Source organism: Sphingomonas daechungensis, from assembly GCF_014489495.1.
GTDB lineage: Bacteria > Pseudomonadota > Alphaproteobacteria > Sphingomonadales > Sphingomonadaceae > Sphingomicrobium > Sphingomicrobium daechungense.
On record NZ_CP060780.1, the window covers coordinates 1,183,150 to 1,205,774 of the forward strand.

Annotated in this window: 25 protein-coding genes and 4 pseudogenes; 15 read left to right on the top strand and 14 right to left on the bottom strand. The window is 63.6% G+C overall.

Features of this window, described 5'->3' with window-relative positions; translation table 11 throughout:
- Window positions 1–23: 23 nt before the first annotated feature.
- The 4 genes and pseudogenes from H9L15_RS06315 to H9L15_RS06330 form a co-directional block, all read right to left on the bottom strand.
- Window positions 24–632 (bottom strand): DNA polymerase III subunit delta, encoded by a 609-nt coding sequence (locus tag H9L15_RS06315; RefSeq protein ID WP_187715557.1) that lies wholly within the window; start codon window positions 630–632, stop codon window positions 24–26.
- Window positions 629–1,126 (bottom strand): LPS assembly lipoprotein LptE, encoded by a 498-nt coding sequence (lptE, locus tag H9L15_RS06320; RefSeq protein ID WP_187715558.1) that lies wholly within the window; start codon window positions 1,124–1,126, stop codon window positions 629–631. Before lptE ends, H9L15_RS06315 begins: the two co-directional genes overlap by 4 nt.
- Window positions 1,123–3,638: pseudogene (gene leuS, locus H9L15_RS06325) on the bottom strand (leucine--tRNA ligase). The gene lptE and the pseudogene leuS overlap by 4 nt, the downstream one beginning before the upstream one ends.
- A gap of 18 nt (window positions 3,639–3,656) precedes the next feature.
- Window positions 3,657–4,081, bottom strand: a pseudogene (locus H9L15_RS06330) (DUF3576 domain-containing protein); the annotation flags it as partial.
- Between the two features lie 182 nt (window positions 4,082–4,263).
- Between H9L15_RS06330 and H9L15_RS06335 the strand changes: the two are divergent.
- Entirely contained in the window at window positions 4,264–4,968 is a 705-nt protein-coding gene (locus H9L15_RS06335) for a porin (protein WP_223276566.1), read from the top strand.
- On the opposite strand, the gene H9L15_RS06340 is transcribed toward H9L15_RS06335, so the two are convergent.
- Window positions 4,965–5,450, bottom strand: a complete 486-nt coding sequence (locus H9L15_RS06340; RefSeq protein WP_223276567.1) for a thiamine phosphate synthase — start codon at window positions 5,448–5,450, stop codon at window positions 4,965–4,967. The two genes, H9L15_RS06335 and H9L15_RS06340, sit on opposite strands and share 4 nt — an antisense overlap.
- A gap of 91 nt (window positions 5,451–5,541) precedes the next feature.
- On the opposite strand from H9L15_RS06340, the gene H9L15_RS06345 reads away from it, so the two are divergent.
- Genes H9L15_RS06345 through H9L15_RS06360 form a run of 4 tightly spaced genes read left to right on the top strand, consistent with a single transcriptional unit; the run spans window position 5,542 to window position 9,237 of the window.
- The gene (locus H9L15_RS06345) at window positions 5,542–6,195 is read left to right on the top strand and encodes a YggS family pyridoxal phosphate-dependent enzyme (protein WP_187715561.1); all 654 of its coding nucleotides are present in this window, start codon (window positions 5,542–5,544) and stop codon (window positions 6,193–6,195) included.
- A 20-nt stretch (window positions 6,196–6,215) separates the two neighbouring features.
- Window positions 6,216–6,716 carry a hypothetical protein gene (locus tag H9L15_RS06350; RefSeq protein WP_187715562.1) on the top strand — a complete coding sequence of 167 codons (501 nt, stop codon included), beginning with the start codon at window positions 6,216–6,218 and terminating at the stop codon, window positions 6,714–6,716.
- 14 nt (window positions 6,717–6,730) lie between these two features.
- A complete protein-coding gene (gene rlmN / locus H9L15_RS06355) occupies window positions 6,731–7,906 on the top strand; it encodes a 23S rRNA (adenine(2503)-C(2))-methyltransferase RlmN (RefSeq protein ID WP_223276568.1) in 1,176 nt (391 codons plus the stop codon).
- Between the two features lie 50 nt (window positions 7,907–7,956).
- A complete protein-coding gene (locus H9L15_RS06360; RefSeq protein ID WP_187715563.1) occupies window positions 7,957–9,237 on the top strand; it encodes an SAM-dependent methyltransferase in 1,281 nt (426 codons plus the stop codon).
- A 45-nt stretch (window positions 9,238–9,282) separates the two neighbouring features.
- Here H9L15_RS06360 and H9L15_RS06365 read toward each other — a convergent pair whose 3' ends face one another.
- Complete coding sequence (locus H9L15_RS06365; RefSeq protein WP_187715564.1) at window positions 9,283–9,879, bottom strand: EF-hand domain-containing protein; 597 nt, start codon at window positions 9,877–9,879, stop codon at window positions 9,283–9,285.
- Window positions 9,880–10,027: 148 nt separating this feature from the next.
- On the opposite strand from H9L15_RS06365, the gene H9L15_RS06370 reads away from it, so the two are divergent.
- On the top strand, window positions 10,028–11,620 hold the full coding sequence (locus H9L15_RS06370) for a hypothetical protein (protein WP_187715565.1): 1,593 nt from the start codon (window positions 10,028–10,030) through the stop codon (window positions 11,618–11,620).
- Window positions 11,617–12,669, top strand: a complete 1,053-nt coding sequence (locus tag H9L15_RS06375) for a glycosyltransferase family 2 protein (protein WP_187715566.1) — start codon at window positions 11,617–11,619, stop codon at window positions 12,667–12,669. The genes H9L15_RS06370 and H9L15_RS06375 overlap by 4 nt, the downstream gene beginning before the upstream one ends.
- On the opposite strand, the gene H9L15_RS06380 is transcribed toward H9L15_RS06375, so the two are convergent.
- Both H9L15_RS06380 and H9L15_RS06385 read right to left on the bottom strand, forming a co-directional pair.
- Complete coding sequence (locus tag H9L15_RS06380) at window positions 12,566–13,309, bottom strand: class I SAM-dependent methyltransferase (RefSeq protein WP_317617603.1); 744 nt, start codon at window positions 13,307–13,309, stop codon at window positions 12,566–12,568. The genes H9L15_RS06375 and H9L15_RS06380 overlap by 104 nt on opposite strands.
- Window positions 13,294–13,701 carry a GtrA family protein gene (locus H9L15_RS06385; RefSeq protein ID WP_187715567.1) on the bottom strand — a complete coding sequence of 136 codons (408 nt, stop codon included), beginning with the start codon at window positions 13,699–13,701 and terminating at the stop codon, window positions 13,294–13,296. Before H9L15_RS06385 ends, H9L15_RS06380 begins: the two co-directional genes overlap by 16 nt.
- 68 nt (window positions 13,702–13,769) lie before the next feature.
- Here H9L15_RS06385 and H9L15_RS06390 point away from each other — a divergent pair, with 68 nt between their 5' ends.
- The 5 genes from H9L15_RS06390 (at window position 13,770) to H9L15_RS06410 (ending at window position 15,487) form a co-directional block, all read left to right on the top strand.
- Window positions 13,770–13,976, top strand: a complete 207-nt coding sequence (locus tag H9L15_RS06390) for a hypothetical protein (protein ID WP_187715568.1) — start codon at window positions 13,770–13,772, stop codon at window positions 13,974–13,976.
- A gap of 142 nt (window positions 13,977–14,118) precedes the next feature.
- A complete protein-coding gene (locus H9L15_RS06395; protein ID WP_187715569.1) occupies window positions 14,119–14,370 on the top strand; it encodes a hypothetical protein in 252 nt (83 codons plus the stop codon).
- Between the two features lie 40 nt (window positions 14,371–14,410).
- Entirely contained in the window at window positions 14,411–14,692 is a 282-nt protein-coding gene (locus H9L15_RS06400) for a hypothetical protein (RefSeq protein ID WP_187715570.1), read from the top strand.
- Window positions 14,693–14,795: 103 nt separating this feature from the next.
- The gene (locus H9L15_RS06405; protein ID WP_187715571.1) at window positions 14,796–15,179 is read left to right on the top strand and encodes a hypothetical protein; all 384 of its coding nucleotides are present in this window, start codon (window positions 14,796–14,798) and stop codon (window positions 15,177–15,179) included.
- Between the two features lie 26 nt (window positions 15,180–15,205).
- On the top strand, window positions 15,206–15,487 hold the full coding sequence (locus H9L15_RS06410) for a hypothetical protein (RefSeq protein WP_223276569.1): 282 nt from the start codon (window positions 15,206–15,208) through the stop codon (window positions 15,485–15,487).
- 48 nt (window positions 15,488–15,535) lie between these two features.
- Here the strand turns inward: H9L15_RS06410 and H9L15_RS06415 are convergent, their stop codons facing one another.
- The 4 genes and pseudogenes from H9L15_RS06415 to H9L15_RS06430 all read right to left on the bottom strand — a co-directional run bounded on the left by H9L15_RS06415 (window position 15,536) and on the right by H9L15_RS06430 (window position 17,767).
- Window positions 15,536–16,060 (bottom strand): peroxiredoxin, encoded by a 525-nt coding sequence (locus tag H9L15_RS06415; RefSeq protein WP_187715573.1) that lies wholly within the window; start codon window positions 16,058–16,060, stop codon window positions 15,536–15,538.
- Window positions 16,061–16,176: 116 nt separating this feature from the next.
- Window positions 16,177–16,362, bottom strand: a complete 186-nt coding sequence (locus H9L15_RS06420; RefSeq protein WP_187715574.1) for a PspC domain-containing protein — start codon at window positions 16,360–16,362, stop codon at window positions 16,177–16,179.
- A gap of 295 nt (window positions 16,363–16,657) precedes the next feature.
- Window positions 16,658–17,510, bottom strand: a pseudogene (locus H9L15_RS06425) (SDR family oxidoreductase).
- A gap of 5 nt (window positions 17,511–17,515) precedes the next feature.
- Window positions 17,516–17,767: a hypothetical protein gene (locus H9L15_RS06430; RefSeq protein WP_187715575.1), complete on the bottom strand. Its 252-nt coding sequence runs from the start codon at window positions 17,765–17,767 to the stop codon at window positions 17,516–17,518.
- 112 nt (window positions 17,768–17,879) lie between these two features.
- Here H9L15_RS06430 and H9L15_RS06435 point away from each other — a divergent pair.
- From H9L15_RS06435 to H9L15_RS06445, 3 genes and pseudogenes are all read left to right on the top strand, one after another.
- Window positions 17,880–19,696, top strand: a pseudogene (locus H9L15_RS06435) (ABCB family ABC transporter ATP-binding protein/permease).
- Between the two features lie 12 nt (window positions 19,697–19,708).
- The gene (gene recQ, locus H9L15_RS06440) at window positions 19,709–21,493 is read left to right on the top strand and encodes a DNA helicase RecQ (RefSeq protein ID WP_187715576.1); all 1,785 of its coding nucleotides are present in this window, start codon (window positions 19,709–19,711) and stop codon (window positions 21,491–21,493) included.
- A complete protein-coding gene (locus H9L15_RS06445; RefSeq protein WP_187715577.1) occupies window positions 21,474–21,878 on the top strand; it encodes a TIGR01244 family sulfur transferase in 405 nt (134 codons plus the stop codon). Before recQ ends, H9L15_RS06445 begins: the two co-directional genes overlap by 20 nt.
- Here the strand turns inward: H9L15_RS06445 and H9L15_RS06450 are convergent.
- Both H9L15_RS06450 and H9L15_RS06455 read right to left on the bottom strand, forming a co-directional pair.
- The gene (locus tag H9L15_RS06450; protein ID WP_187715578.1) at window positions 21,875–22,075 is read right to left on the bottom strand and encodes a putative signal transducing protein; all 201 of its coding nucleotides are present in this window, start codon (window positions 22,073–22,075) and stop codon (window positions 21,875–21,877) included. The two genes, H9L15_RS06445 and H9L15_RS06450, sit on opposite strands and share 4 nt — an antisense overlap.
- Complete coding sequence (locus tag H9L15_RS06455; protein WP_187715579.1) at window positions 22,076–22,612, bottom strand: DUF924 family protein; 537 nt, start codon at window positions 22,610–22,612, stop codon at window positions 22,076–22,078.
- Window positions 22,613–22,625 lie beyond the last annotated feature (13 nt).

Sequence of the window (22,625 nt, forward strand, 5' to 3'; positions counted from 1 at the left end):
GAAATCGCCGCCGATCGCCGCCCCTACGGCGTCCAGCGCCTCAGACTCCAGCTCCTTCGGCGCGTTCGGGAAGCATCGAGATACAAAGCGAGCTTCGCCAGCTCCTGTGCGATCATCCGACGGTCGTTGCTGCAGCCCTCGGCGATTCGCGCGGCAATGATTGGCTGCATGCGAAGACCTTCGGTACGCCCGAGTTCGGTCACCAGGCGCTCCGCATCCCGCGCGTCCAGTTCGTAGGAGACGTGCGAAAGGGCGCGCGGATGGGAATCGGCGAGCTTCAGCAAGCCGGACGTCTTGGTCAGCCGGCCCGCGATCGCCACAACCGGGCTCTCCAGCGCGGGCGCGTTCAAAAGGGCCTCTACCGCGGCCAGGCTTTCCTCGCCGGCCGGTTGTAGCCAGATCACCTTCGAGCCGCCGAACATGTCGATCGCGCCCGCTTCGTCGGTCAACAAGGCCGGATCCGACCTCAAGCTGGCGGGCGCAATGGCCTGCTTGCTGGCCTTCAGCGCGACGACCAGACGCTCTCCAAGCGCAGAGGATTGCGATTCATCCGTCCCATGGAAGAGGTAGAAGCGGATGGAGGGGTTCGGTTGGTCGACCGATCGGCCGATGCTGCCCTTCGCGGCTTTCACTTGGCGGTTGGGTTGCTCGCGGCGAATTGCGCCAGGCGGGCTACGATCTGATCGGAAACCACGTCCGCGAGCCGCTCGGCGGCGGTCTGCTCAGCCGCAACCGTCGCATACTCGGAGCTGACGACGTCGATGCCGGCATCCGAACCCGCAGTCGCATCGAGCACAACGGCGCCAGTCGAGACGTCGACTAGCTGAAAACGCGCCCTCAACGTCCGCCGCTCCCGGGTCACCGCGCGATCGCCACGAATGCCGAAGCCGGTAATATCGTCGTCCAGCTTCACGTCGAGCCGGTATCTCGTCTGGTTCGACCCTGACGCCGCGAGACGATCCTTGAGCTTGGTGTACATGAGCCAGCCGACCTGGCCTTCCATCGTGCTGACCGAAATCGTCGACAGCGTCGAAGCAACCGGCCCGTTCGCACCCCCGGCGTAGACGGGCTGCAGCTGACATCCGCTAAGGCCAAGCGCGGCAGCAGCGAGAAGCGCATGCTTCATGCGACGATGTTCACCAGTCGATCGGGCACAACGATCACTTTCCGCGGCGCATTTCCTTCGAGCAGACGCTGCACCTTCTCGGAGGCGAGCGCCAGCGCTTCTGCGGCCTCCCGGTCCAGGCCACGCGGAGCATCCAGCGTGTCGCGGAGCTTGCCGTTGACCTGGATCGCCAATGTGACTTGATCCTCGACCAGCAGCCCGGATCGAACTCGGGCCACGGCGCATCGACCACCATGCCGGCTTCACCCAACGCGGCCCACGCCTCTTCGGCCAGATGTGGAGTTGCAGGAGCAACAAGCCGAATGAGAGAGCGAATGGTGGAGGACCGGGTCGCCGACGGCTTGGCCTTCTCGATCGCGCTGACCAGCTCATAAAGCTGTGCCACCGCCTTGTTGAACTGCAGGCCGTCGAGTGCTTCCGTAACCGCCGCGATGGTCTTGTGCAGCTTCCGCTCGAGCGCTTCATCCGCGCCCTCGCCGGCCGTGTCAGTCGTCGCCAGGCGCCAGACGCGCTGGACGAAACGCGCGGCGCCTTCGATGCCGCCCTCAGACCATTCGAGGTCGCGCTCGGGGGACTGTCGGAGAGCATGAACCAGCGCACCGCATCAGCGCCGTAGCGGGCGATGATCGGCTCCGGATCGATGGTGTTGCGCTTCGACTTGGACATCTTCTCGACGCGGCCGAGGGTGACCGGAACACCACTCTCGATGTGGATCCAGTCGTCTCCGGTCTTCCGGACCTCGTCCGGGCTCAGCCAGCTGCCGTCGCCAGCACGATAGGTCTCGTGCGTGACCATGCCCTGCGTGAACAAGCCCTTGAACGGCTCGGCCATGCCGAGGCGACCGATGTGGTTGAGCGCCCGTGTCCAGAAGCGGGCATAGAGCAAATGCAGGATCGCGTGTTCGACGCCGCCAATATATTGATCGACCGGAAGCCACTGCTCGACTTCTTCGCGATCGAACGGCTTGTCTGCCGGCTCACTGGCGAAGCGCATAAAATACCAGCTGGAATCCACGAACGTATCCAGCGTGTCGGTTTCGCGACGCGCCTGGCCCTTGCACGACGGGCAGGGGATGTTTCTCCAGCTTTCATGCCGGTCCAGTGGATTGCCGGGCTGATCGAAGCTGACATCCTCCGGCAGCACGACGGGAGCTGGTCGCGGGGGACCGGGACCGCCCCGCACGCATCGCAATGGATGATCGGGATGGGGTGCCCCAGTAACGCTGGCGCGACACACCCCAGTCGCGGAGGCGATAGGCGGTCGTCCCAACGCCCCAGCCTCCCGCCTCGGCGCGGCGGATGACCTCGGCCTCGGCCTGCTCCGTGCTCAGGCCGTCGAGGAACTGGGAGTTCACCGCAACGCCGTCCATCGCCTCGGCCTCGCCGACGATTGGCTGGCCGGCCTCTTCAAGGCTCGAGGCGACGACGCGCTTGATCGGCAGCGCGTATTTGCTCGCAAATTCGAAGTCGCGCTGGTCATGACCAGGGACGCCGAAGATGGCGCCCGTGCCATATTCCATCAGCACGAAGTTCGCGATGTAGACCGGCAGGCGCCAGTTGGGATCGAGCGGATGGATTGCCTCGATCACGGTCTGGAAGCCCTTCTTTTCGGCCGTCTCGATCTCCGCCGCGCTGGTTCCGCCCCTGCGGCATTCTGCGATGAAGTCGGCGACGGACTGATCACCTGCCGCAAGCGCTTCGGCGATGGGGTGGGTGGGCGCAATGGCGACGAAGCTGGCGCCGAAAATCGTGTCCGGTCGGGTGGTAAAGACCTCGACCGAGTCCGTGCCATTGACCGGATCGGCCAGGCGGAAGCGGAACTGCAGGCCTCGGCTTTTGCCGATCCAGTTCTCCTGCATCAGCTTGACCTTGTCCGGCCAGTTGTCGAGCTCGCCGAGCCCCTCGAGTAGCTCTTCCGCGAAGTCGGTAATCTTCAGGAACCATTGCGACAGGCGCCGCCGTTCCACCGGGGCGCCGGAGCGCCATCCCTTGCCGTCGATCACCTGCTCGTTGGCGAGCACGGTCATGTCGACCGGGTCCCAATTGACCTCGCTCTCCTTGCGATAGACCAGGCTGGCCTCGAACAGGTCGAGGAACAGCGCCTGCTCATGTCCGTAATAATCGGGTTCGCAGGTGGCGAGCTCGCGGCTCCAGTCGAGCGCAAAGCCCAGGCGCTTCAGCTGTTCGCGCATGGTCGCGATGTTCTGGCGAGTCCACTCGCCGGGATGGACCTTGCGCTCCATCGCCGCATTCTCGGCCGGCATGCCGAATGCATCCCAGCCCATCGGATGAAGCACTTCGCGGCCCTGCATCCGGCGGAAGCGGGCGAGCACGTCACCCATGGTGTAGTTGCGGACGTGGCCCATGTGGATGCGCCCCGACGGATAGGGGAACATCTCCAGGACGTAGGTCTTCGGCTTGAGGCTCGCGCTGTCGGCGACGAAGCTGCGAGCCTCGTCCCACCGGGCCTGCCAGCGGACGTCCGCAACGGCCGGATCGAAACGGCCGGTCATATGCTCGGCCTTATCCCTGACGGTCGTGCGGCGGATGTCGCGGGCACGCGTCAGGATGATGTCCTCGAGCTTCTGGACGGTCGAGGCAGAGACAGGCGCGTTTACCCAGTTGCCGCCCTGGTTGACCTGCCGCGACGCGGTCACGCGCAGAGCGTCAGCGCGAAGGTCCTGGTCGAGGATGGACGCGGTGACTTTGACCCGCTCATTCGGGACTGGGGATTGGTGTACCAGTCGGTGATGATCACGCCGTTGCTCGAATCGGCCTGAAGGAGTGGAGCGAACGACAAAGTGTCGAGCGCCGCCCGCCAGAGGTAGGCATTCACGCCGATCGTCGTCATGCGCGACGGGGCAAGCTCGATCGGCACGTCGCGATTACGCGAACAGCCTGGCGCGGCCACGGCGATGACGAGAAGCGCAGCAGCGGCGGTCTTCAGGCGAAGCATCGGGAATCCTTCTGAGGTGAACTCGGACGAAGGGGCGTTATAGATACTGGCGTAGCAGGGGCAAGCAGCGTGAATCTCGCGATTCTGTGTTACCTGTGCAACAGAGCGGGACGGAATCAAACAACGTCATGGAACCTTCAGGTTCGCCAGACTATATCGGAGTCGAAACAGGAGGAATTTGGGTGCCGATTCTCGGTCATTCACGGAGCGCAAAGTTGCTCGCCGCGGTTTCCGCGGTGGGTCTTCTGCTGTCGCCCGCGATCGCCGCACCGGCACCGGCGAAGAAGAAGGCACCGGCCGTAGCGCTCAGCTTCGACCCGCTTTCCAACTTCACCCCTGCAGGCGCTGACCCGAAGCTGGCGGCGTCGGTCGGCAGCCGCAGCCTGTCACTCACCGATTTCAAGTTCACTCCTGCTGCTGCCAAGAGCCGCCCGTCGCAGGTTCGCGTGGCGATTCGGGCGCGTCCGAACTCGGCGGTTCGAGTCGGCGACGGTTCGGCCTCGCCGATCACTGCGCTTACGCCGGCCAGCTACAACCTCGGCGTCGCTGTTGGCTGGCGCAGCTTCGCGGTTTCTGGCGACGTCGCCAAGACCGAGTCGCGCAACCCGTCGCTCGGCAACAAGGAGAGCGCCGTCGTCGGTGTCAGCTATTCGCTCAAGCGCTTCACCGGTCGCGTCGCCGTGGGCGCGGAGCGCGACAGCCAGGTTCCTGCTCTTCGCGACCGCGAGAATTATTCACTCGACGTCGGCGGTGCCTACAACATCAGCCAGCGCATCGCCCTCACGGGCGGTGTCCGCTACAATGTCGAGCGCGACCGTAATGCCGTCGTGAGCGACAGCCGCCGCGACAGCCAGGCGGTTTACGTCGGGACCGCGTTCAAGTTCTAAGCGTCGCGACCGCCTAACCAGGCGTCGATTCCAGCCCAGCCGTAAAAACCCTCGCGCTCCAGTCGCGCCGATTTGAGCTCGTCCATGCCGCCAAGAGCGATTGCCGGAACGCCGGCGGCTTTGGCGATCCGCAGCGCTTGCGGCCGATGCAGCGCCTTGCCGCCGGGATGCGACCGAGTTGGGTAAACGGGCGAGACGAACACCAGCGTTGCGCCGTCCGCCTTGGCATCCTCTGCTTCTTCGACCGAATGCACCGACCGAGAGAAGGGCAGGTCGATCGTCGGCCCGGATGGATTGTGGACGAGATCTGCTCCCAGCGTGCGGGCCAGATCGACGTCTGCGGCAATGGCCAGCGCAAGGCTCCGCCGATGACAAATATCGGCAATCCGTCCGCCAGCACCCTCCTCGCCTCGGGTGAGACCGAATAATGTCGGAAGACGATACCGGCATGCTTGATCGGCAGCCGGTCGATGGCGTCCCACAGGCGTTCGCCCATTCGCTCGTCGGTCATCAGCCAGGCTCGGGGCCAAGGTCTCTGGCGGGAGGTCATGCCGCTTTCTATAGCCTCGCCCGATGAACGCTGCCGAGCGCCGCCACACGATCCTCGACCAGATTGCCGCCGCCGCGAAGCTCGCCGGCCGGGACCCAGCCGACGTCCGGCTGATCGCGGTAAGCAAGACCCGCTCCGTGGAAGACATCGAGGACCTCATCGAGGCGGGCCAACGCGACTTCGGCGAGAGCCGGGTCCAGGAGGCGCTGGCGAAGTGGCCTTCGCTTCTGGCTCGTCATTCGGATGTGCGCCTGCACTGCATCGGGCGCCTGCAATCGAACAAGGCTGCGGAAGCGGTGAAATTATTCGACGTTGTCCATTCGCTTGATCGTCCCTCTCTTCTGGAGGCGCTGGCCAAGGAAGCGGAGAAAGCCGGCCGCGTCCCGTCCGTCTACGTCCAGGTGAATATCGGCGAGGAGGAGCAGAAGGGCGGCTGCGCGATCGATGAGGTCGGGTCGCTGGTTCAGGCTGTCCGCTCCTCGCCGCTGCCGCTCGCTGGTCTGATGGCGATTCCGCCGCAGGATGTGGAGCCCGGGCCCTATTTCGCACTGCTCGCGAAACTGGCGCGAGATCTTGCTGTCGACGGCCTCAGCATGGGCATGTCATCGGACTTCAAGCCCGCCGTGATGCTCGGCGGGACCGTGGTCCGCGTCGGAACGGCCTTGTTCGAGGATTGAGCGAGGCTAGTCTCCATTTCATGCGTTGGCTCGCAGCCTTGTTCCTGATCCTGGCGGCGCCCGCCTCGGCCTTCGCGCCGATCTTTGCTGGCGGCCAGTGGGCGGCACTCGATCGCGGGAATAGCTGCGAGGCCGCGACACGAGCCGTCCGCATTGCCGAAAAGGGCAAGGTCCAGGCGCGAGCCGGCTTTGCCTTTGACGTATCCGGCCCCCGTCACGGCCAATTCTTCGCCCAACTCAGCCGAATGCCGCGCCCCGGCTCCACGGTGATTCTCACCGTCGGCGACCAACCCTTCCTCCTAGCCGCCGGCAGCGGCTGGGCGTGGAGCCGCGATCCGGCGCAGGAGGCGGCAATCATCGCCGCGGCTCGCTCAGCCGGCGGGATGCGGATCGAGTCCCGCGACCAGGCGGGCGCTCGGTTCATCGATCGCTATCTGCTCGAAGGCGCCGCGACTGCCATCGATGCGGCGGCCGCCCGTTGCGCGACGGCCAAGCTGGCAAAATCAGGCCGCAATCCCTAGGTAGGCCGCCTTCCATGAGTGCCGATACCGCCATCATGCCGATCCCCGGCCCCGTTGACCCTGTGCCCGTGCCACGGGTCGCGACCCCGCGCGCCGACGGCAGAGTGGAGCTCGTCGGCCTGTCGAAAGACCGGATCCGGACCGCCCTGGAAGAGGCGGGACTCGATTTGAAGCAGGCCAAGCTCCGCGCCAAGCAGATCTGGCACTGGATCTACAATCGCGGCGTCAGCGACTTCGAGGCGATGAGCGACATCGCGAAGGCGCAGCGTCCATGGTTCGCCGAGCGATTCGCGATTACCCGGCCCGAGGTGGTGGAGGCCCAGGTCTCGACCGATGGAACGCGAAAGTGGCTGCTCAAGACCCACGACGGTCATGATTTCGAAATGGTGTTCATCCCGGATGCCGACCGCGGAACCTTGTGCGTGTCGAGCCAGGTCGGCTGCACGCTCAACTGCCGTTTCTGCCACACCGGTACGATGCAGCTCGTCCGCAACCTCGAGCCGTCGGAAATCGTCGGCCAGGTCATGCTTGCCCGCGACGCCCTTGGCGAATGGCCGAGCCAGCCCGAAGGCCGCATGCTTACCAACATCGTGATGATGGGCATGGGCGAGCCTCTCTATAATTTCGAGAACGTCCGCGACGCGCTCAAGATCGTAATGGACGGCGATGGCCTCGGCCTTTCGAAGCGCCGAATCACCCTGTCGACGAGCGGCGTCGTCCCGATGATGGAGCGCGCTGGCGAGGAAATCGGCGTGAACCTCGCTGTCTCGCTGCACGCGGTGACCAAGGAAGTCCGCGACGAGATTGTCCCGCTCAATCGCAAGTACGGCATCGACCAATTGCTGGAGGCCTGCGCGGCTTACCCGGGCGCAAACAACGCCCGGCGGATCACGTTCGAATATGTGATGCTGAAGGACAAGAACGACAGCGACGACGATGCCCGCGAGCTCGTTCGACTGATCCGCCAGTACCGGCTGCCGGCCAAGGTCAACCTGATTCCTTTCAATCCGTGGCAGGGCGCAGCTTACGAATGCTCGACGCCGGAGCGGATCAAGGCGTTCAGCAACATTGTCTTCGAAGCCGGCATCTCGGCGCCGGTGCGCACACCGCGCGGCCGCGACATCGATGCGGCGTGCGGTCAGTTGAAGACCGCTGCCGAACGTAAGCGTAAGGCTCGCGAAGCCGCCTGATTGCCCGCGCCACCGCAACGTGGCAGGTCCGTTCCGTTGCGGAGGTGCGGATGGCCTTGATCGGACGTTTCATTGAACAGATCCTGCCGGTCGGCAGCATCACCCTCGTCCAGCCGGATGGCGGACGAGAGACATACGGACCGGGCGGCGGCAAGCACGTCACTGTTCGGCTTCACGACCGTCGCGCTGCCTTCGAACTCTTCCGCAACCCGCGGCTGAAGCTTGGCGAGCACTACATGGACGGCCGGTTGACGATCGAGGATGGCACGATCCTCGACCTGCTCGAGCTCATTGTCGGCGCGAAGCCCTGGGAACAGGGCAAGCGAAAGGGGCTGGGGAAGGGCAAAGCCAAGGCGTTCAAGCGCTTCTTCCGCCGCAACGACCCGACCAAATCCCGGCGGAACGTCGCGCACCACTATGACGTCGGCAATCAGCTCTACGAGCTCTTCCTGGATCGCGACCTTCAGTACAGCTGCGCCTACTTCACCGATCCCGACAACACGCTCGAGCAGGCGCAAGAAGACAAGAAGGCTCACATCGCGGCGAAGCTCTACCTGAAGCCCGGCCAGAAGGTGCTAGACATCGGCTGCGGTTGGGGCGGGACGGCACTCTATCTCAATCGCGTCGCCGACGTTGACGTCCTCGGCATTACGCTGTCCGAGGAGCAGCTGAAGGTCGCCCGGCAGCGCGCCAGGGACGCCGGCGTTTCAGATCGCGTCCGCTTCGAGCTGATTGATTATCGCCATCTCGACGGCCACTTCGACCGGATCGTCTCGATCGGCATGTTCGAACACGTCGGCGCGGCCCACTACGACGAATTCTTCGCCAAGTGCCGCGATCTGCTGACCGACGATGGGGTCATGCTGCTGCACACGATCGGCAAGCTGGGCGGCCCCGGGACGCCAGATCCGTTCACCGACAAATGGATCTTTCCTGGCTACCATCTGCCGAGCCTGTCGCAGATGTCGACGTCGACCGAGAAGGTGAAGCTGATCGCGAGCGACTTCGAGATGCTTCGGCTGCACTACGCCTACACGTTGCGCGAATGGCTACGGCGGTTCACCAACGCACATGACAAGGTGGTAAAGCTCTACGACGAGAAGTTCTTCCGGATGTGGGAATTCTATCTCGCCGGCGGGATCGTGATGTTCGAGAGCGGCGCGGCCTGCAACTACCAGGTGCAATACATCCGCGATCGCCGTGCAGTGCCGATTACGCGCGATTACATGGCAGAGGCCGAGGCCCGCTATCGCAAGTCGCTGATGGCTCCCGCAGCGAAGAAGCGGCCAAGTCAGGCACGCAAGGCGGAAGCTGCCGAACCCGTAAAGTAAGAGGCCCGACGAAAACGCCGGGCCTCCAAGATCGATTGGAGCAGATTAACCGCGGTGCTCGGTGCGCATGCGCTGATGCAGCTGCTTGCGCTCATCCGGCGTGATCTGGCCGTCCTTGTTGGCGTCGGCCATGTCGAAATGCCTGAGGGCTGCAGCCTGGGCTTCCTGCAAAGTCACGCGGCCGTCCTTGTCGGCGTCGGCCATCTCGAACATGTGACCGCCGAAGTTGGCCATTCCGCCATGCATTCCGCGGCCTCCTCGGTCCGGACGTCCGTCGCCGTCCTTGTCGCGCGACGCCATGCGCTGCTCGCGCTGCGCAGCTCCGGCATCCCACTCGGCCCGGCTCACGGAGCCATCGCGATTGGCATCGAGCCGCTCGAAGGCATTCTCGCGGCGGTCGTCGCGGCGATTGTCCATTTTGGCGGCGAACTTGGCGCGGAAAGCCTGCGAGGCCGCATCGGCTTCGTTCTTGGTAATGGCGCCATCATGGTTCGCGTCGACTTTCGCGAAATGCTCGGCGACCTTGGCCTGGACATCGGCGCGGGTGTGCGTGCGTTGGGCCGCTGGCGCTGTGGGCGCGACCTGCGCGGCTGCCGCAACCGAGGCCAGCAACACGGCTCCACCAATCAATATCGTCTTCATCGGAGTGGTCCTCCCTCAAAAGAAAGTGTCATCCGGTTAAGAGATGTAAGCTGTATCCTTCTTGAATGGTGCGCGCCTTCGGTGGCAAGGCCGACCTTTATGACATTTGCGTGTCGAAGCATTTTCACGAGGTAGGTACGGCGGCCGGATGACGGGGGCCAATCATGACGATGACTGCCGCGCCGCCGCGGCCGCCCGGACCGCGCCCGTGGTGGGAGACGCGGCCGTTCATCGCGCTGCTGATCCTGATCTCGATGGTGCCGCTGCTGTATCCGCCGGTGCCGCCCTGGTCGATCTACTCGGCCACATGGGCCGATACAGGGTTCAGCTCGACCTCGGCGATTCACCGTGGCTCTCGCAATATTACGAATTTCACTGGGCCGCGATCGGCAACCTTGGCGTCGACCTGCTGGTGCAGTTGCTCGCTCCGATCTTCGGGCTCGAACTGGCGGTGAAGCTCATCATCCTCGCGATCCCGCCGATGACCGTGGCCGGATTCCTGTGGGTGGCGCGGGAAGTGCACAACCGGATCCCGCCAACGGCGATCTTTGCCTTGCCGCTCGCTTATTCGCACCCGTTCCTGTTCGGGTTCGTGAACTTCTCCCTGTCGATGGCGCTCGCGTTTCTCGCGTTCGGTCTCTGGCTGAGGCTCGGCCGCCTCGGGAAAACCCGGCTGAGAGCCGCGCTGTTCGTTCCGATTTCGGTTTTCATCTTCATCACCCACACGTTCGGGTGGGGAACGCTCGGAATGCTGTGCTTCTCGGCTGAGGCCGTTCGTCAGCACGACCGCGGCGCCAACTGGTTTCGCGCCGGCTACCGCGCGGCTCTTCATGCCTCGAGCCTGGCGCTTCCGATCGTCTTCATGCTCGTCTGGCGCAGCGACGCTCCTCCCGGACAGACGGCCGACTGGTTCAACTGGGAGGCAAAGTTCCAGTGGCTAAAGATGATCTTTCGCGATCGCTGGAAGAACTGGGACCTGATTTCAGCAGCGATTCTGGTCGCCGTGATGGTCGAGTGCATCCGCAATCCCCGGCTGGGCTTCTCGCGAAACCTCGGCTTCTCCGCGCTCGTGATGTTCCTGGTGTTCATCATGCTTCCGCGGATCATCTTCGGTTCCGCCTATGCCGACATGCGGTTGACGCCTTTCCTCTTCGCACTGGTCCTGTTGGCCATCCGCTTCCGTTCCGATACCCACAAGCGCACGGCGAACGTGCTCGCGGTCCTCGGCATGGCTTTCTATCTCGCGCGGATCGCCACGACGACGGCCAGCTTCGCGATGGCTGCGAACGACCATCGGAATAAGCTTGAGGCGCTGAACTACGTTCCGATGGGCGCGAAGGTCGCCAGCCTGGTCGGCCAAGGTTGCGTAGACTGGTGGTCGATGCCGCGAAATAGCCACCTCGGGGCGATGGTGATCGTTCGCCGGCAGGGCTTTTCGAACGACCAGTGGGACATTGCCGGCACCAACCTGATGAACATCCGATACGATGCGGGAGCGTTTTCGTCTGATCCGACGGAGATCGTCCGGCCGTCGAGGTGCCGGATCGCGAGGAAGTGGCGGATCGTGAACAACAGGCTTCGCGGGGATTGGAAGATCGATACCGCGCTCAAGAATCTTCCGCGCGACAAGTTCGACTATGTTTGGATCGTCGACGTTGCGCCTTATGATATGAAACTCGTCAGTGGGATGACGCCGGTCTGGAAAGGCTCACGCTCGATGCTCTATCGTATCGACAAATGACCGGCCTTTCAGTCGTCGTCCCTTGCTTCAACGAGGAAGCGTGCCTGCCAGAGCTTCACCGGCGGCTGTCGGCGGCCGCGCAATCCGCGGCGGGGCAGGACTATGAGCTGGTCTTCATCAACGATGGCTCGCGCGACCGCAGCTGGGACGTCATGCGGCAGATTGCTGCGGCCGACGATCACGTCGTCGCGATCAACCTGTCGCGCAATCATGGCCATCAGCTCGCGCTGACCGCAGGCCTCGACCTGTGCCGGGGCGAGAAGATCCTGATCATCGACGCAGACCTCCAGGATCCGCCCGAGCTGCTTCCGGCAATGCTCGAAACCATGCACGATCAGGATGCCGACGTGGTCTATGGTGTTCGACGCAGCCGCGCCGGCGAGACGGCGTTCAAGCGCGCCACCGCGCACGGGTTCTATCGCCTTCTGTCACGCGCGACAGAGATCGAGATTCCCGTCGACACCGGCGACTTCCGGCTGATGAGCCGCCGGGCGCTCGAGGCCTTGCTGGCGATGCCCGAGCAGTCGCGCTTCATTCGCGGAATGGTCGCCTGGATCGGCTTCCGGCAGGTCCCGCTTCCTTACGACCGCGACCAGCGTTTCGCTGGCCATACGAAATACCCGTTGGGGAAGATGGTGCGCTTCGCGTTCGACGCCCTCACGGGCTTTTCGTCAGCACCGCTGAAGCTCGCCAGCCATGCCGGCCTGGCGCTCTCGCTCGGTTCGCTGCTGATGATCGGCTATATCGCCTACGCCTGGATCTCGGGGCAGAACATCCAGGGTTGGACCTCGCTGATGCTCGTGGTGGTCGTGCTCGGCGCGGTCCAAATGTTCGTTTTGGCACTGATGGGCGAATATATCGGCCGCCTTTACAACGAGGTGAAAGGCCGGCCGCTGTACATTGTGCAGGAGATTGCCGGGGAGAGCCGGCGGCTGGGAAGCTGGGCTACGTCGCCGAAGCGACGGCGAAGAGCGAAAGCCCGGGCGGAAGCGGCACACGACCGATCACTCGCCGCTCCAGCGCGAAAATCCGCTCCAAGGCCTGATTGATGGGTTCGGCCGGAGGCGCGAGGTTCGCGTCGTCCTTGCCGCGAAGCTTGGACGCCAGGCGCTCCGCCATCGCGACCGGAAACAACAGGCTGTTGAGATAGCCGATCGCTTCCAGCTTCAGTGGCGATTGCTCGAACAGCCGGGTCAAGGCAGCCTTGGAATAACGACGCTGATGATGGTTCACGACATCGTGCGCAGACCACATCCACTGGTGCGCCGGGACGGTCACGAGCAGCTTCCCGCCGGGCTTTAGAACCCGCGCAATTCCATCGAGGGCCGCCTTGTCATCGGGGATATGTTCGACGACGTCCAAGGCAGCGACCATGTCGTAGCGATCGCTAGGAACGCCCTTCAGTTCGGGCAGCGGCGACGACAGGACCTTGTGACCAAGCCGTTCCTCCGCCAATTCGCGCGCGATTGCATCGACCTCCAATGCATCGACGCTCCCAAACTCGCCAAGCATCGCGAGGTTGTGGCCAGTGCCGCAGCCAATCTCGAGCAGTTGCGCGTCCTTCGGAAGAGTCACCTTCCGGCAAATGAGCGCGGCAACCACTTCACGGCGGGCCCGGTACCACCAATGCCGCTCGTCGTGTTCTGCCATGGCTTCGTAGACCGAGCGATCCATCAGCGGAAAACCCATTGGCGATTGAGCGTGAAGGTCACGGCAGGTGTAATGAAGAGCATCGGCGGAATCGGCGCTGCGCGGCCAAGCTGCAGGTGCGTGAACAGCAGCCAGACCCAGAAGCTGTTGAGGGCATAACTGATCACCGACACTACTACGAAGCGCATCTTTGTACCGTGAGTCCTCTCCGAGCCGTGGCCCTTGAAGCTCCACTTGCTGTGCATGAAGTATCCGGTGCCGACCGCGATGACGTACGCGAGGAAATTGCCCAGCTGTGGGTGCCAACGCAGCACCAGCGCCACGATTGCGTACACTCCAACGCCGAGCGCAGTGACGAACGCTCCGCTGATCACGAAGCGAATGAGCTGGCCGAAGAGGCGGCGTTGATCGGGGTTTAGCGAGGATAGCATTGGAAGACGGTCTGCTTGCTCTGTAGCCGCGCCCCGCTACAGCAGGAAACCTTTAAAAAGGGCCAAGCTTGAACCGCCTACTCGAGTTCACCGACCGCTACTGGAAATGGATCGTGGTCGGCGTCTGGCTTGGCCTTTGCGGCTATTTTCTGATCCAGAGATGGACTTCGATCCAGTATTTCGCGCTGGGCGACACGGATGACAATCTGAGGATGAGCCAGGTCAGAGCCCTACTTGCGGGCAGGACTGGTTCGACCTTCGACAGTATCGCCTGAACCCGCCTTATGGTGCGAACATTCACTGGTCACGCCTCGTCGACCTTCCTCTTGCGGGATCATCCTCGCGCTGCGCCCGATCGTTGGTGGAATCGCTGCGGAGAAGACTGCGATCGCGATCGCGCCGTTGCTGCCGCTCCTGGTGTTGCTTTTCTCGCTCGCGCTGATCGTCCGGCGCCTCGTCGATCGCCATGCCTACCCGCTGGTTTTCGTCGCTTTGTTTTTCGCCGGCTCGGCCCTCAACATGTACGCGCCGACGCGGATCGATCACCACGGCTGGCAGCTTGCCTTGCTGGCGCTGGCCGTAGCCGGGATTGCCGATCCGAAGCGCGCGAGGGCGGCGCGATTGCCGGCATCGCATCGGCGATGTCGCTGTGGATCGGCCTGGAAATGATCATCTACCTCGCCGTGACGGCGGGCGCGATGGCGCTCTTTTGGGTTGCCGATCTGGGGAGAGGCGTCGGCTCTCGAGCTACGCCGTCACCTTTGGAGGAGGCACCGCGTTCGGCTTCCTGGCCTTCGCGTCCTACGCGAACCGTCTTCCGGTCTGCGACGCGCTTTCCCCGGTCTGGCTATCCGACGCGTTACTGGGTTCGGCGTTGCTGCTGGGCCTCAGCATGGTCGAAGCGAAGGACTGGAAGCTACGCTTTGTCCTGGCGCTCGGCGCGGGATCATCGTTGCTGCTTTCCATGCCCTCGTGTGGCCGCACTGCCTGACCCGGCTCGAAGGGATATCACCGGAAGTCTACCAGCTCTGGATGAGCCACGTGCGGGAAGCGCGTCCCTGAATCGGCACGGCTGGCAAACGGCGTCCGCGGTGGTGGCGATCCCGCTGACCGGGCTAGTCGGTTGGGGACTTCTGGCTTGGACGAAGCGGTCCGATCCCGACCTCCTGCGTCGAATCCTCGCGGTCGCTGCCCCCGGGCTTGCTGCAATCCTCCTGCTGCTATGGCAGACCCGCACGGGACCGGCTGCACAGGTGCTCGGGCTCGCCGGAGCGACGGCCTTGCTTTGGGTGGCAGTGCCGAAAGCCTGGAATGCCAAGAACTCCGTCATCCGGGTCCTCGGCACGTTCCTTCTGATTATCATCGGCCTTGGCGCCGCGATTCCGTCGGCCAGCTTCTTCTATCCGGTCAAGAAGAAGACGGCCTACGAACGCTCCATCGACAAGGCCAACCGGCAGTGTGCCTCCCTATGGGCATGAGGCCGGTCGCCAAGCAGCCGAAAGGCATGGTTTTCACCTTCGTCGATCTCGGCCCGCGGCTGATCACCGTCACTCACCATGACACGGTGACAGGTCCTTATCATCGCAACGGAGACCAGATTGCTGACGTCATGAAGGCATTCCGCGGAGGTGAGCCGCAAGCGCACGCCATCGTCTCGAAATATCGTTCGGACTATGTGTTGATCTGCCCGAATATGTCGACGGCGACCATCTTCCGGCCGAGGCGAAGAACGGCTTTTACAATCAGCTGGTGGCCGGCAAGGTCCCGTCCTGGCTTACGCCGGTAGCGCTGCCCAAGGATTCGCCGTTCCTGATGTGGCGGGTGAAGCCCTAGCCTAGCGCTTGAGGGCCTTCACCGCAGCGAGCGTCTTCGTCACATGCTCGCTCCAGTTTAGGTCGGAGTGGACGAAGACGATTTTCCCGTCGCGACCGATTACATAGGACGTCCGGTCGGTCAGTTCGGGCTTCTGTTTCAGCGAGACGTCATAGGCCTTGATCACTGCCGGAGTGGCCGTCGCGACCGGGAATGCGCTCCGGCAGCCCTCGACCGAGAATTTCTTGAGGGTTGGCAGGTCATCCGCCGACATGCCGATCACCTGCGCGCCCGCTTTCTTGAAATCCTTCTCCGCTTCGCTGAAGGCATGCGCCTCCAGCGTGCAGCCCTGCGTGAAGGCCTTCGGATAGAAATAGAGAACGACCGGTCCCTTCTTGAGCTGGGCCGCGAGGTTGAGCTTGAACGGTTTGCCGCCAAGCGCGCCGGTGGTGGTGAAGTCGGGAGCCTTCGCGCCCGTGGGAAGCGCCGCTGACGCGGGCCCGGCGGCGATCGCGATGAGGACCAATCCGGTAAGGCAGTTGCGCATGCGACTCTCCTTCGATGTCTTCATGCTCTAGCCAATGGGATGGCCCACCGACAACAGCTGAGCTGGAAAGGGTCGGCGCCGTTCACAACAATAGGTTAGGAAAGGTTGGCCCCGGATCAACGATCGGAGGCCAACCAGCCCGTCAGGACATAAAACAGGATCACGACCGGTCCGGTCAGCAGCAGCGCGGCGACCATGCCGAGACGGATCAGCAATGCATCGACACCCGTCCAGTCGGCGAGGCCGGCGGCGACGCCCATGACCTTCCCCTGAGACCGGTTGAGGACAAAACGATTGTTCACTTCGAATTCCTATTCGTCTGAAGTTGTTAGGCAATCGGCAGCATGCTGGTGGCCGAGCTGACGAACAGCATGGCAGTGATGAATGCGGCTGCGAAAGCGGTGGCAGTCGAGCGTGCGTCGTTCAGAGTAAGCATTGTTCAATCTCCCTTTTTTGACCCTCGACGGGTCATGCAGCATTCAATGCAGGGAGCGTGCCAAATGGAAATTATCGTTATTTCACAGTGCAGCGGGCAACTTTCGCCTGACGCATTGCTGAATTTCCGGCTGAGAGTTGGGGAAATATCCCAACCCCGAGTCAGGTAGAGGAGGTGTTTCCGCCGTCGGGATGGAGAACCTGCCCGGTCATGTAGCTGGAATCGTCGCAGGCTAGGAACAGGAATGAGGGAGCGACCTCATTGGGCTGGCCGGGCCGCTTCATCGGCGTGCTCTTGCCGAACTCAGGGATCTTCTCCGGCGGTTGTCCGCCCGAAGGATTGAGCGGGTCCAGATCGGTCCCGGCGCTACACCGTTCACGCGGATGCCTTGCTCGACCAGGTTCTTGGCCAGCGAGCGGGTAAAGGCGGTGATGGCGCCCTTGGTCGCGCTGTAGTCGAGCAGGCCGGGCGAACCCTTGTACATCGTCTCCGACGTGCAATTTACGATCGCCGAGCCTTCCGTCAGGTGCGGCATCGCCGCCTGCGTCAGGTAGAACATGCTGAAGATGTTGGTCTGAAACGTGCGCTTCAGCTGATCCTCGGTGATGTCGCGAATGTCTTCGTCATAGTGCTGCTCGCCGGCGTTGTTGACGAGGATGTCGAGGCCACCGAGCTCATCGACGGTTCGCTGGATGACCTGGTCGCAAAAGCTCCTGTCGCCGAGGTCGCCGGCGATGACGATCGCCTTCCGGCCTTCCCTTCCACAATCGCCTTCGTCTCCTTGGCGTCGTCATGCTCGCAGAGGTAGGCAATCGCGACGTCCGCGCCTTCGCGCGCGAACAAGGCTGCAACCGCGCGGCCAATCCCGCTGTCTGCACCCGTTACCAGCGCAACCTTGCCCTTCAGGCGATCCGATCCGGCATAGCGTGGCTCCCAATCCGGCTTCGGCTCGAGCTTGCTTTCATGACCGGGCAGCCGGTCCTCGTGGACCATGGGTTCGATGACATCGGACATTTTGATCATCCGCGGAGGGCGTTGACGGGAACGCGCACGGAATCGTCCTGCTGTGCGATCGTGCGGGGGTCAGTCACGCGGCACTCTGCGACCAAGGTCGGAAAGTCGAATGCATTGTTCTGGAGGAGCGCCTGGTGCGTTCCCGCGGAGCAAGCCTCCTGCGACGCATAATGCGTGGGCATGGTAGCAACCGGCGTGCACTGCGCGGAATCGTCAGGACAGCCGAGGATCGCAATCACATAATAGATTGGTTCCATGAGGAAATTCCGTTCCGTTGTTGCAGCGCTGAACAGCCGAGCGGCAAGCCGGTTCCGATTGTTTCGCAACCGGCGTTTGCGGCTCGCTCCCGGGGCACCTACCTAGGAGGGAATGGCCGAAGCAGCGGAGCAGCAACCGAAGACCGACGCGGGGTTCCGCACGCTTGTCCGCTTCCTGCCGATGCTGTGGCCAGCCGGCCAGTTCGAGATCAAGGCCAGGGTCGTCGCGGCAGTCATCCTGGTGCTTGCCGGCAAGGCCGCAACCCTGGTCATGCCCTTCGCTTACAAGGCGGTGATCGACCGCATGTCCGGCCCGCAGGTCGTGTTTGGCGTCGTCGCCATGCTGGTCGTCGCCTACACGGTGGCGCGCTTCGCGGGCGTTCTCGCGGATAACCTACGCAACGCTTTGTTCGAGAAGGTCGGGCAGGGCGCCGCGCGCCGCCTGTCGGGGCAGGTTTTCCGGCACATCCACGACCTCGGCCTGCGCTTCCATCTTGAGCGGCGGACCGGATCGCTGACGAAAGTGGTCGAGCGCGGGACCAAGAGCATCGACATGATGCTCTATTTCATCCTGTTCAACATCGCTCCGACAGCGATCGAGCTAATTGCGATCTGCGTCATCTTCTTCGTGAAGTTCGGCGCCGGACTGGTCGCGGCGACGCTGGCGATGGTCGCCGTCTATATCGCCTTCACGCGCAAGGTCACCGATTGGCGCGCGCAGATCCAGCGCGACATGAACGAGGTGGACAACAAGGCGATCGGCCGCGCCGTCGACTCTCTTCTGAACTACGAAACGGTCAAGTACTTCGGGCCGAGGAGCGTGAGGCAAAGCGCTACGACGAGGCGATTTCCGCCTTCGCCAAAGCGGCGGTCCGCAACGAGACATCCTTGGCATGGCTCAATATCGGCCAGAGCTTCATCACCAACCTGATGATGGCCGGCGCGATGATCTTCACGGTCTGGGGGTGGAGCCGCGGGCAGTTCACGCCGGGCGACGTAGTGCTTGTGAACTCGCTGCTGATGCAGCTCTTCCGTCCGCTCGACATGCTCGGCTGGGTCTATCGCTCGATCCGTCAGGGCCTGATCGACATGGAGGCGATGTTCAGCCTTCTCGATACGCCGGCAGAGGTAATCGACAAGCCTGGCGCGCCGGCGCTCGAAGTGAAGCGCGGCAACGTCCGCTTCGAAGGCGTGCATTTCGGATACGAGCCGGAGCGGGAGATCCTGAAGGGCATCGACCTCGACATTCCGGCGGGGTCGAGCCTGGCGGTCGTCGGTCCCTCGGGTGCTGGCAAGTCGACCCTCGCGCGGCTGATGTACCGCTTCTACGATCCGACCGCGGGCCGCATCCTCATCGACGGCCAGCCGATCGCGGACGTCGCCCAACGATCGCTTCGCTCCTCGATCGGAATCGTCCCGCAGGATACCGTGCTGTTCAACGATACGATCGGGTACAACATCGCTTACGGTCGCGGGCAGGCGTCAACCGAAGACATCGAGCAGGCTGCGAAGGGCGCGGCGATCGACGATTTCGTGAAGGCCCTGCCTCAAGGCTACGAATCCATGGTCGGCGAGCGCGGACTCAAACTATCAGGCGGAGAGAAGCAGCGCGTGGCCATCGCTCGTACGCTGCTCAAGAATCCGCCGATCCTCGTCCTCGACGAAGCGACAAGCGCGCTCGACAGCCGGACCGAGCAGGCGATCCAGGAAACACTCGAACGCATTGCCCGCAATCGCACGACCATCATCATTGCCCACCGGCTCTCGACGGTCGTTGGCGCAGACCGCATCGCGGTGCTGGAGAACGGCAAGGTCGCCGAGCTCGGCACGCACGAGGAATTGCTGGACAAGGGTGGCCTCTACGCGGACCTCTGGTACCGTCAGGCGGCCGAACGGGTTCTGGAAGATGCCGCCGAAGCGGCGGAGTAGCGTAAGAGTGGAATGACCGACCCGCTGGCAATCCTGAAAGACACGTTCGGGTTCGATCACTTCCGAGGAGTGCAGGAGGAGGTCATCGGGCGCGTCCTTGCTGGGCGCAGCACCCTTGCCGTCATGCCGACCGGCGCGGGAAAGTCGCTCTGCTATCAGCTTCCGGCGGTCGCACGAGAGGGCACGGCGCTGGTGATCTCGCCGCTGATCGCTTTGATGCATGACCAGATCCGGAGTGCCAGTGCGATTGGGCTTCGCGCGGCTTCGTTGACATCCGCCGATACGGACCGTGAGCGGACGATCGAGCGCTTCAAGGCAGGCGAGCTCGACCTTCTTTACGTCGCGCCGGAGCGGGCCAATATGGACTCGTTCCGGCGGCTCGTCAGCCGGGTGAACCTGTCGCTGATCGCGATCGACGAGGCGCACTGCGTCAGCGAGTGGGGTCATGACTTCCGGCCCGACTATCGCCAGCTGCGAACGTTGCTGGATGAGAATCTGGACGTTCCCCGTCTCGCCCTGACGGCGACAGCGGACCGGCGGACCCGCGAAGACATTCTCGCCCAGCTCGGAGTTCCGGAGGACGGGCTGGTCATCGCCGGGTTCGATCGGCCCAACATCCGCTACCACGTCCGTCCGCGCGACGGACTCAATGCACAGCTGAAACTGCTGCTCGCGAGCCAGACTGGAGCGGGAATCGTCTACGCGCCGAGCCGGGACAAGTCGGAGCGGATTGCGGAGCAGCTTTCGTCCACCGGGCGCCCCTCGCTCGCCTATCACGCCGGTCTCGACCCCTCGATCCGGGCACGCAATCAATCCGCATTCGTCGCGTCCGAGGAGATGGTGATGGCGGCGACCGTTGCGTTCGGCATGGGCATCGACAAGCCGGACGTGCGCTTCGTCGCTCATGCTGGAATCCCGAAGTCGATCGAATCCTATTATCAGGAGACCGGTCGTGCGGGCCGTGACGGGGATCCCGCCGAAGCCTGGCTGTTCTGGGGCGCCGAAGACTTCGCTCGCGCCCGCACCCGCATCGAGCAGGAGGTTGAGCCCGATCGCCGGCCGGAGGAGCGCGAGCGGTTGAACGCGCTGGCTGCGTTCGTCGAGACTGCGGGCTGCAGGCGCGCGATCCTGCTCAAGCATTTCGGCGAGGACACGCCAGAGGCCTGCGGCAATTGCGACAATTGCATCGATCCTCCCAAGACGATCGATGCGACGGAGCTTGCGCGCAAGCTTCTTTCTGCCGCCTTCCGTACCGAGATGCGGTTCGGCGTTGCGCACCTCGCCGATGTGCTGGCCGGGAACGACAACGAGAAGGTGCGAAGCTTCGGCCATGATCGGCTGTCCGTGTTCGGGATTGCAGACGCCGACGAAGTCGCATTGGTGCGGCCGGTCGCTCGTGCCCTGATCGCGCGCGACGCTTTGCGAGCGGATGCGTACGGTGGACTAAGCTTCGGTCCCGGCGCCAAGCCGATCCTGAAAGGCGAGCAGGAGCTGACTATTGCGGTGCCGCCTCCGCGTCGGCGCGGCTCTCGCGTTCGTCGTCAGGGACCGGCCGATCCGATGTTTGACGCCCTGCGGGAGGCACGGCGGAAGCTCGCGGCGGACGCGGGCGTCCCGCCCTATGTCATCTTCCACGATTCGACATTGCGGGAAATTGCCGCTTCGCGCCCGAGATCGCTTGGGGAGCTGGGCACGGTGCAGGGGGTTGGTGCCGTCAAGCTTGCCCGCTACGGAGAAGCCATGCTCGCGGCCGTCGCCGCGGAAACGGAGAAGTCGGATGACACGCCAGCTGGATGACGTCTTGTCGGTCAGTGGTCAGGTCCAGCCCGGCGACATCGCGGCCCTGGCTGGCGAAGGCATCACCCTGATCATCAACAATCGCCCGGATGGCGAAGAGCCGGGTCAGCCGCGCGGCCTGGAGATCGAGCAAGCGGCGACAGCGGCCGGCATCGCCTATCGCGCCGTGCCGATCATCCGTGGGATCGGTCCGGCTGACGCGGACGCGATGAACGATGCGCTTGCGGCCGCCTCCGGAAAGGTTCTCGCCTTCTGTCGCAGCGGAACGCGTTCGGCACTGACCTGGGCATTGGCGAAAGCCGACAAGGGAATGCCGCGCGACGAAATCGAGCGTCGGCTGGTGGCCGTCGGCGTCGACCCGACGCCGATCGCGCACCTGCTCTAGCCGGTCGCGAGAACCTGGCGCGCGTCGGCCAAGTCTTCGTCCAGAACCATCAAGCGTACCGGGATCATCGGCCCCCACCCGAAGCTGTGCATGTCGGCGTCGAACAGGACGGCCTCGATCCCCTCCGCCTGGAGGTTCAGCCGAGCGAGCTCTGCCTCAATGCGATTTTCGAACCGGGCGAGCTCGACGAGGCTCATTCACCAGGGAACGATATCGCCGGCGGCCACTTCGGCCGGTCGCGGAGTACGCCCAAGCATGGCGTTCCGATGGGGAAACCGTCCGAACCGCTCGATCACGTCGTGATGCTTCTTGGCGTAGCCGAGCAGGTTCTCGTCGCCGAGCGCGGTGAATAGCTGGATGGACCTTTTCTGGTCGGCGAGGTTCTCACTGTGCTCGAACGGCAAATAGAGGAAGCCACGTTCCTTGGGCTCGAGCTGCTCATCGAAACCGAGATCGACGGCTGCCTTGGCGATGCCCAGTCCCAGGATGTCCGTAGCGAACTGCTCGGCGTCGCCGCGGAACATGTTCCGGGGGAACTGATCGAACAGGATGACGCCCGCCAGCGCGGTCAGCGGGTCGTCGAGAAACGAGCTCACAGGAAGCTGCCTCTTGCTCTCCCAAAGTGGGAGGAACCGCTCACGAATCTCTTCGTCGACCGCGGGCTCGCTCCGCCACCATTGCGCGGGATCCAGCCCGAACCAGTAGGTCAGAACGTCGCGTCGCCAGTCGGTCATGCGGTGGCGGTTC

Bases quoted from the DNA above. Each gene is read 5' to 3' on its own strand.
- H9L15_RS06455 (WP_187715579.1), bottom strand. From the start codon at position 22,612: ATGACCGACTGGCGACGCGACGTTCTGACCTACTGGTTCGGGCTGGAT.
- H9L15_RS06450 (WP_187715578.1), bottom strand. From the start codon at position 22,075: ATGAGCCTCGTCGAGCTCGCCCGGTTCGAAAATCGCATTGAGGCAGAG.
- H9L15_RS06430 (WP_187715575.1), bottom strand. From the start codon at position 17,767: ATGGAACCAATCTATTATGTGATTGCGATCCTCGGCTGTCCTGACGAT.
- H9L15_RS06360 (WP_187715563.1), top strand. From the start codon at position 7,957: ATGGCCTTGATCGGACGTTTCATTGAACAGATCCTGCCGGTCGGCAGC.
- H9L15_RS06385 (WP_187715567.1), bottom strand. From the start codon at position 13,701: ATGCTATCCTCGCTAAACCCCGATCAACGCCGCCTCTTCGGCCAGCTC.
- lptE (WP_187715558.1), bottom strand. From the start codon at position 1,126: ATGAAGCATGCGCTTCTCGCTGCTGCCGCGCTTGGCCTTAGCGGATGT.
- recQ (WP_187715576.1), top strand. From the start codon at position 19,709: ATGACCGACCCGCTGGCAATCCTGAAAGACACGTTCGGGTTCGATCAC.
- H9L15_RS06445 (WP_187715577.1), top strand. From the start codon at position 21,474: ATGACACGCCAGCTGGATGACGTCTTGTCGGTCAGTGGTCAGGTCCAG.
- H9L15_RS06380 (WP_317617603.1), bottom strand. From the start codon at position 13,309: ATGGGTTTTCCGCTGATGGATCGCTCGGTCTACGAAGCCATGGCAGAA.
- H9L15_RS06415 (WP_187715573.1), bottom strand. From the start codon at position 16,060: ATGCGCAACTGCCTTACCGGATTGGTCCTCATCGCGATCGCCGCCGGG.
- H9L15_RS06345 (WP_187715561.1), top strand. From the start codon at position 5,542: ATGAACGCTGCCGAGCGCCGCCACACGATCCTCGACCAGATTGCCGCC.
- H9L15_RS06365 (WP_187715564.1), bottom strand. From the start codon at position 9,879: ATGAAGACGATATTGATTGGTGGAGCCGTGTTGCTGGCCTCGGTTGCG.
- H9L15_RS06375 (WP_187715566.1), top strand. From the start codon at position 11,617: ATGACCGGCCTTTCAGTCGTCGTCCCTTGCTTCAACGAGGAAGCGTGC.
- H9L15_RS06350 (WP_187715562.1), top strand. From the start codon at position 6,216: ATGCGTTGGCTCGCAGCCTTGTTCCTGATCCTGGCGGCGCCCGCCTCG.
- rlmN (WP_223276568.1), top strand. From the start codon at position 6,731: ATGAGTGCCGATACCGCCATCATGCCGATCCCCGGCCCCGTTGACCCT.
- H9L15_RS06370 (WP_187715565.1), top strand. From the start codon at position 10,028: ATGACGGGGGCCAATCATGACGATGACTGCCGCGCCGCCGCGGCCGCC.
- H9L15_RS06410 (WP_223276569.1), top strand. From the start codon at position 15,206: ATGGTTTTCACCTTCGTCGATCTCGGCCCGCGGCTGATCACCGTCACT.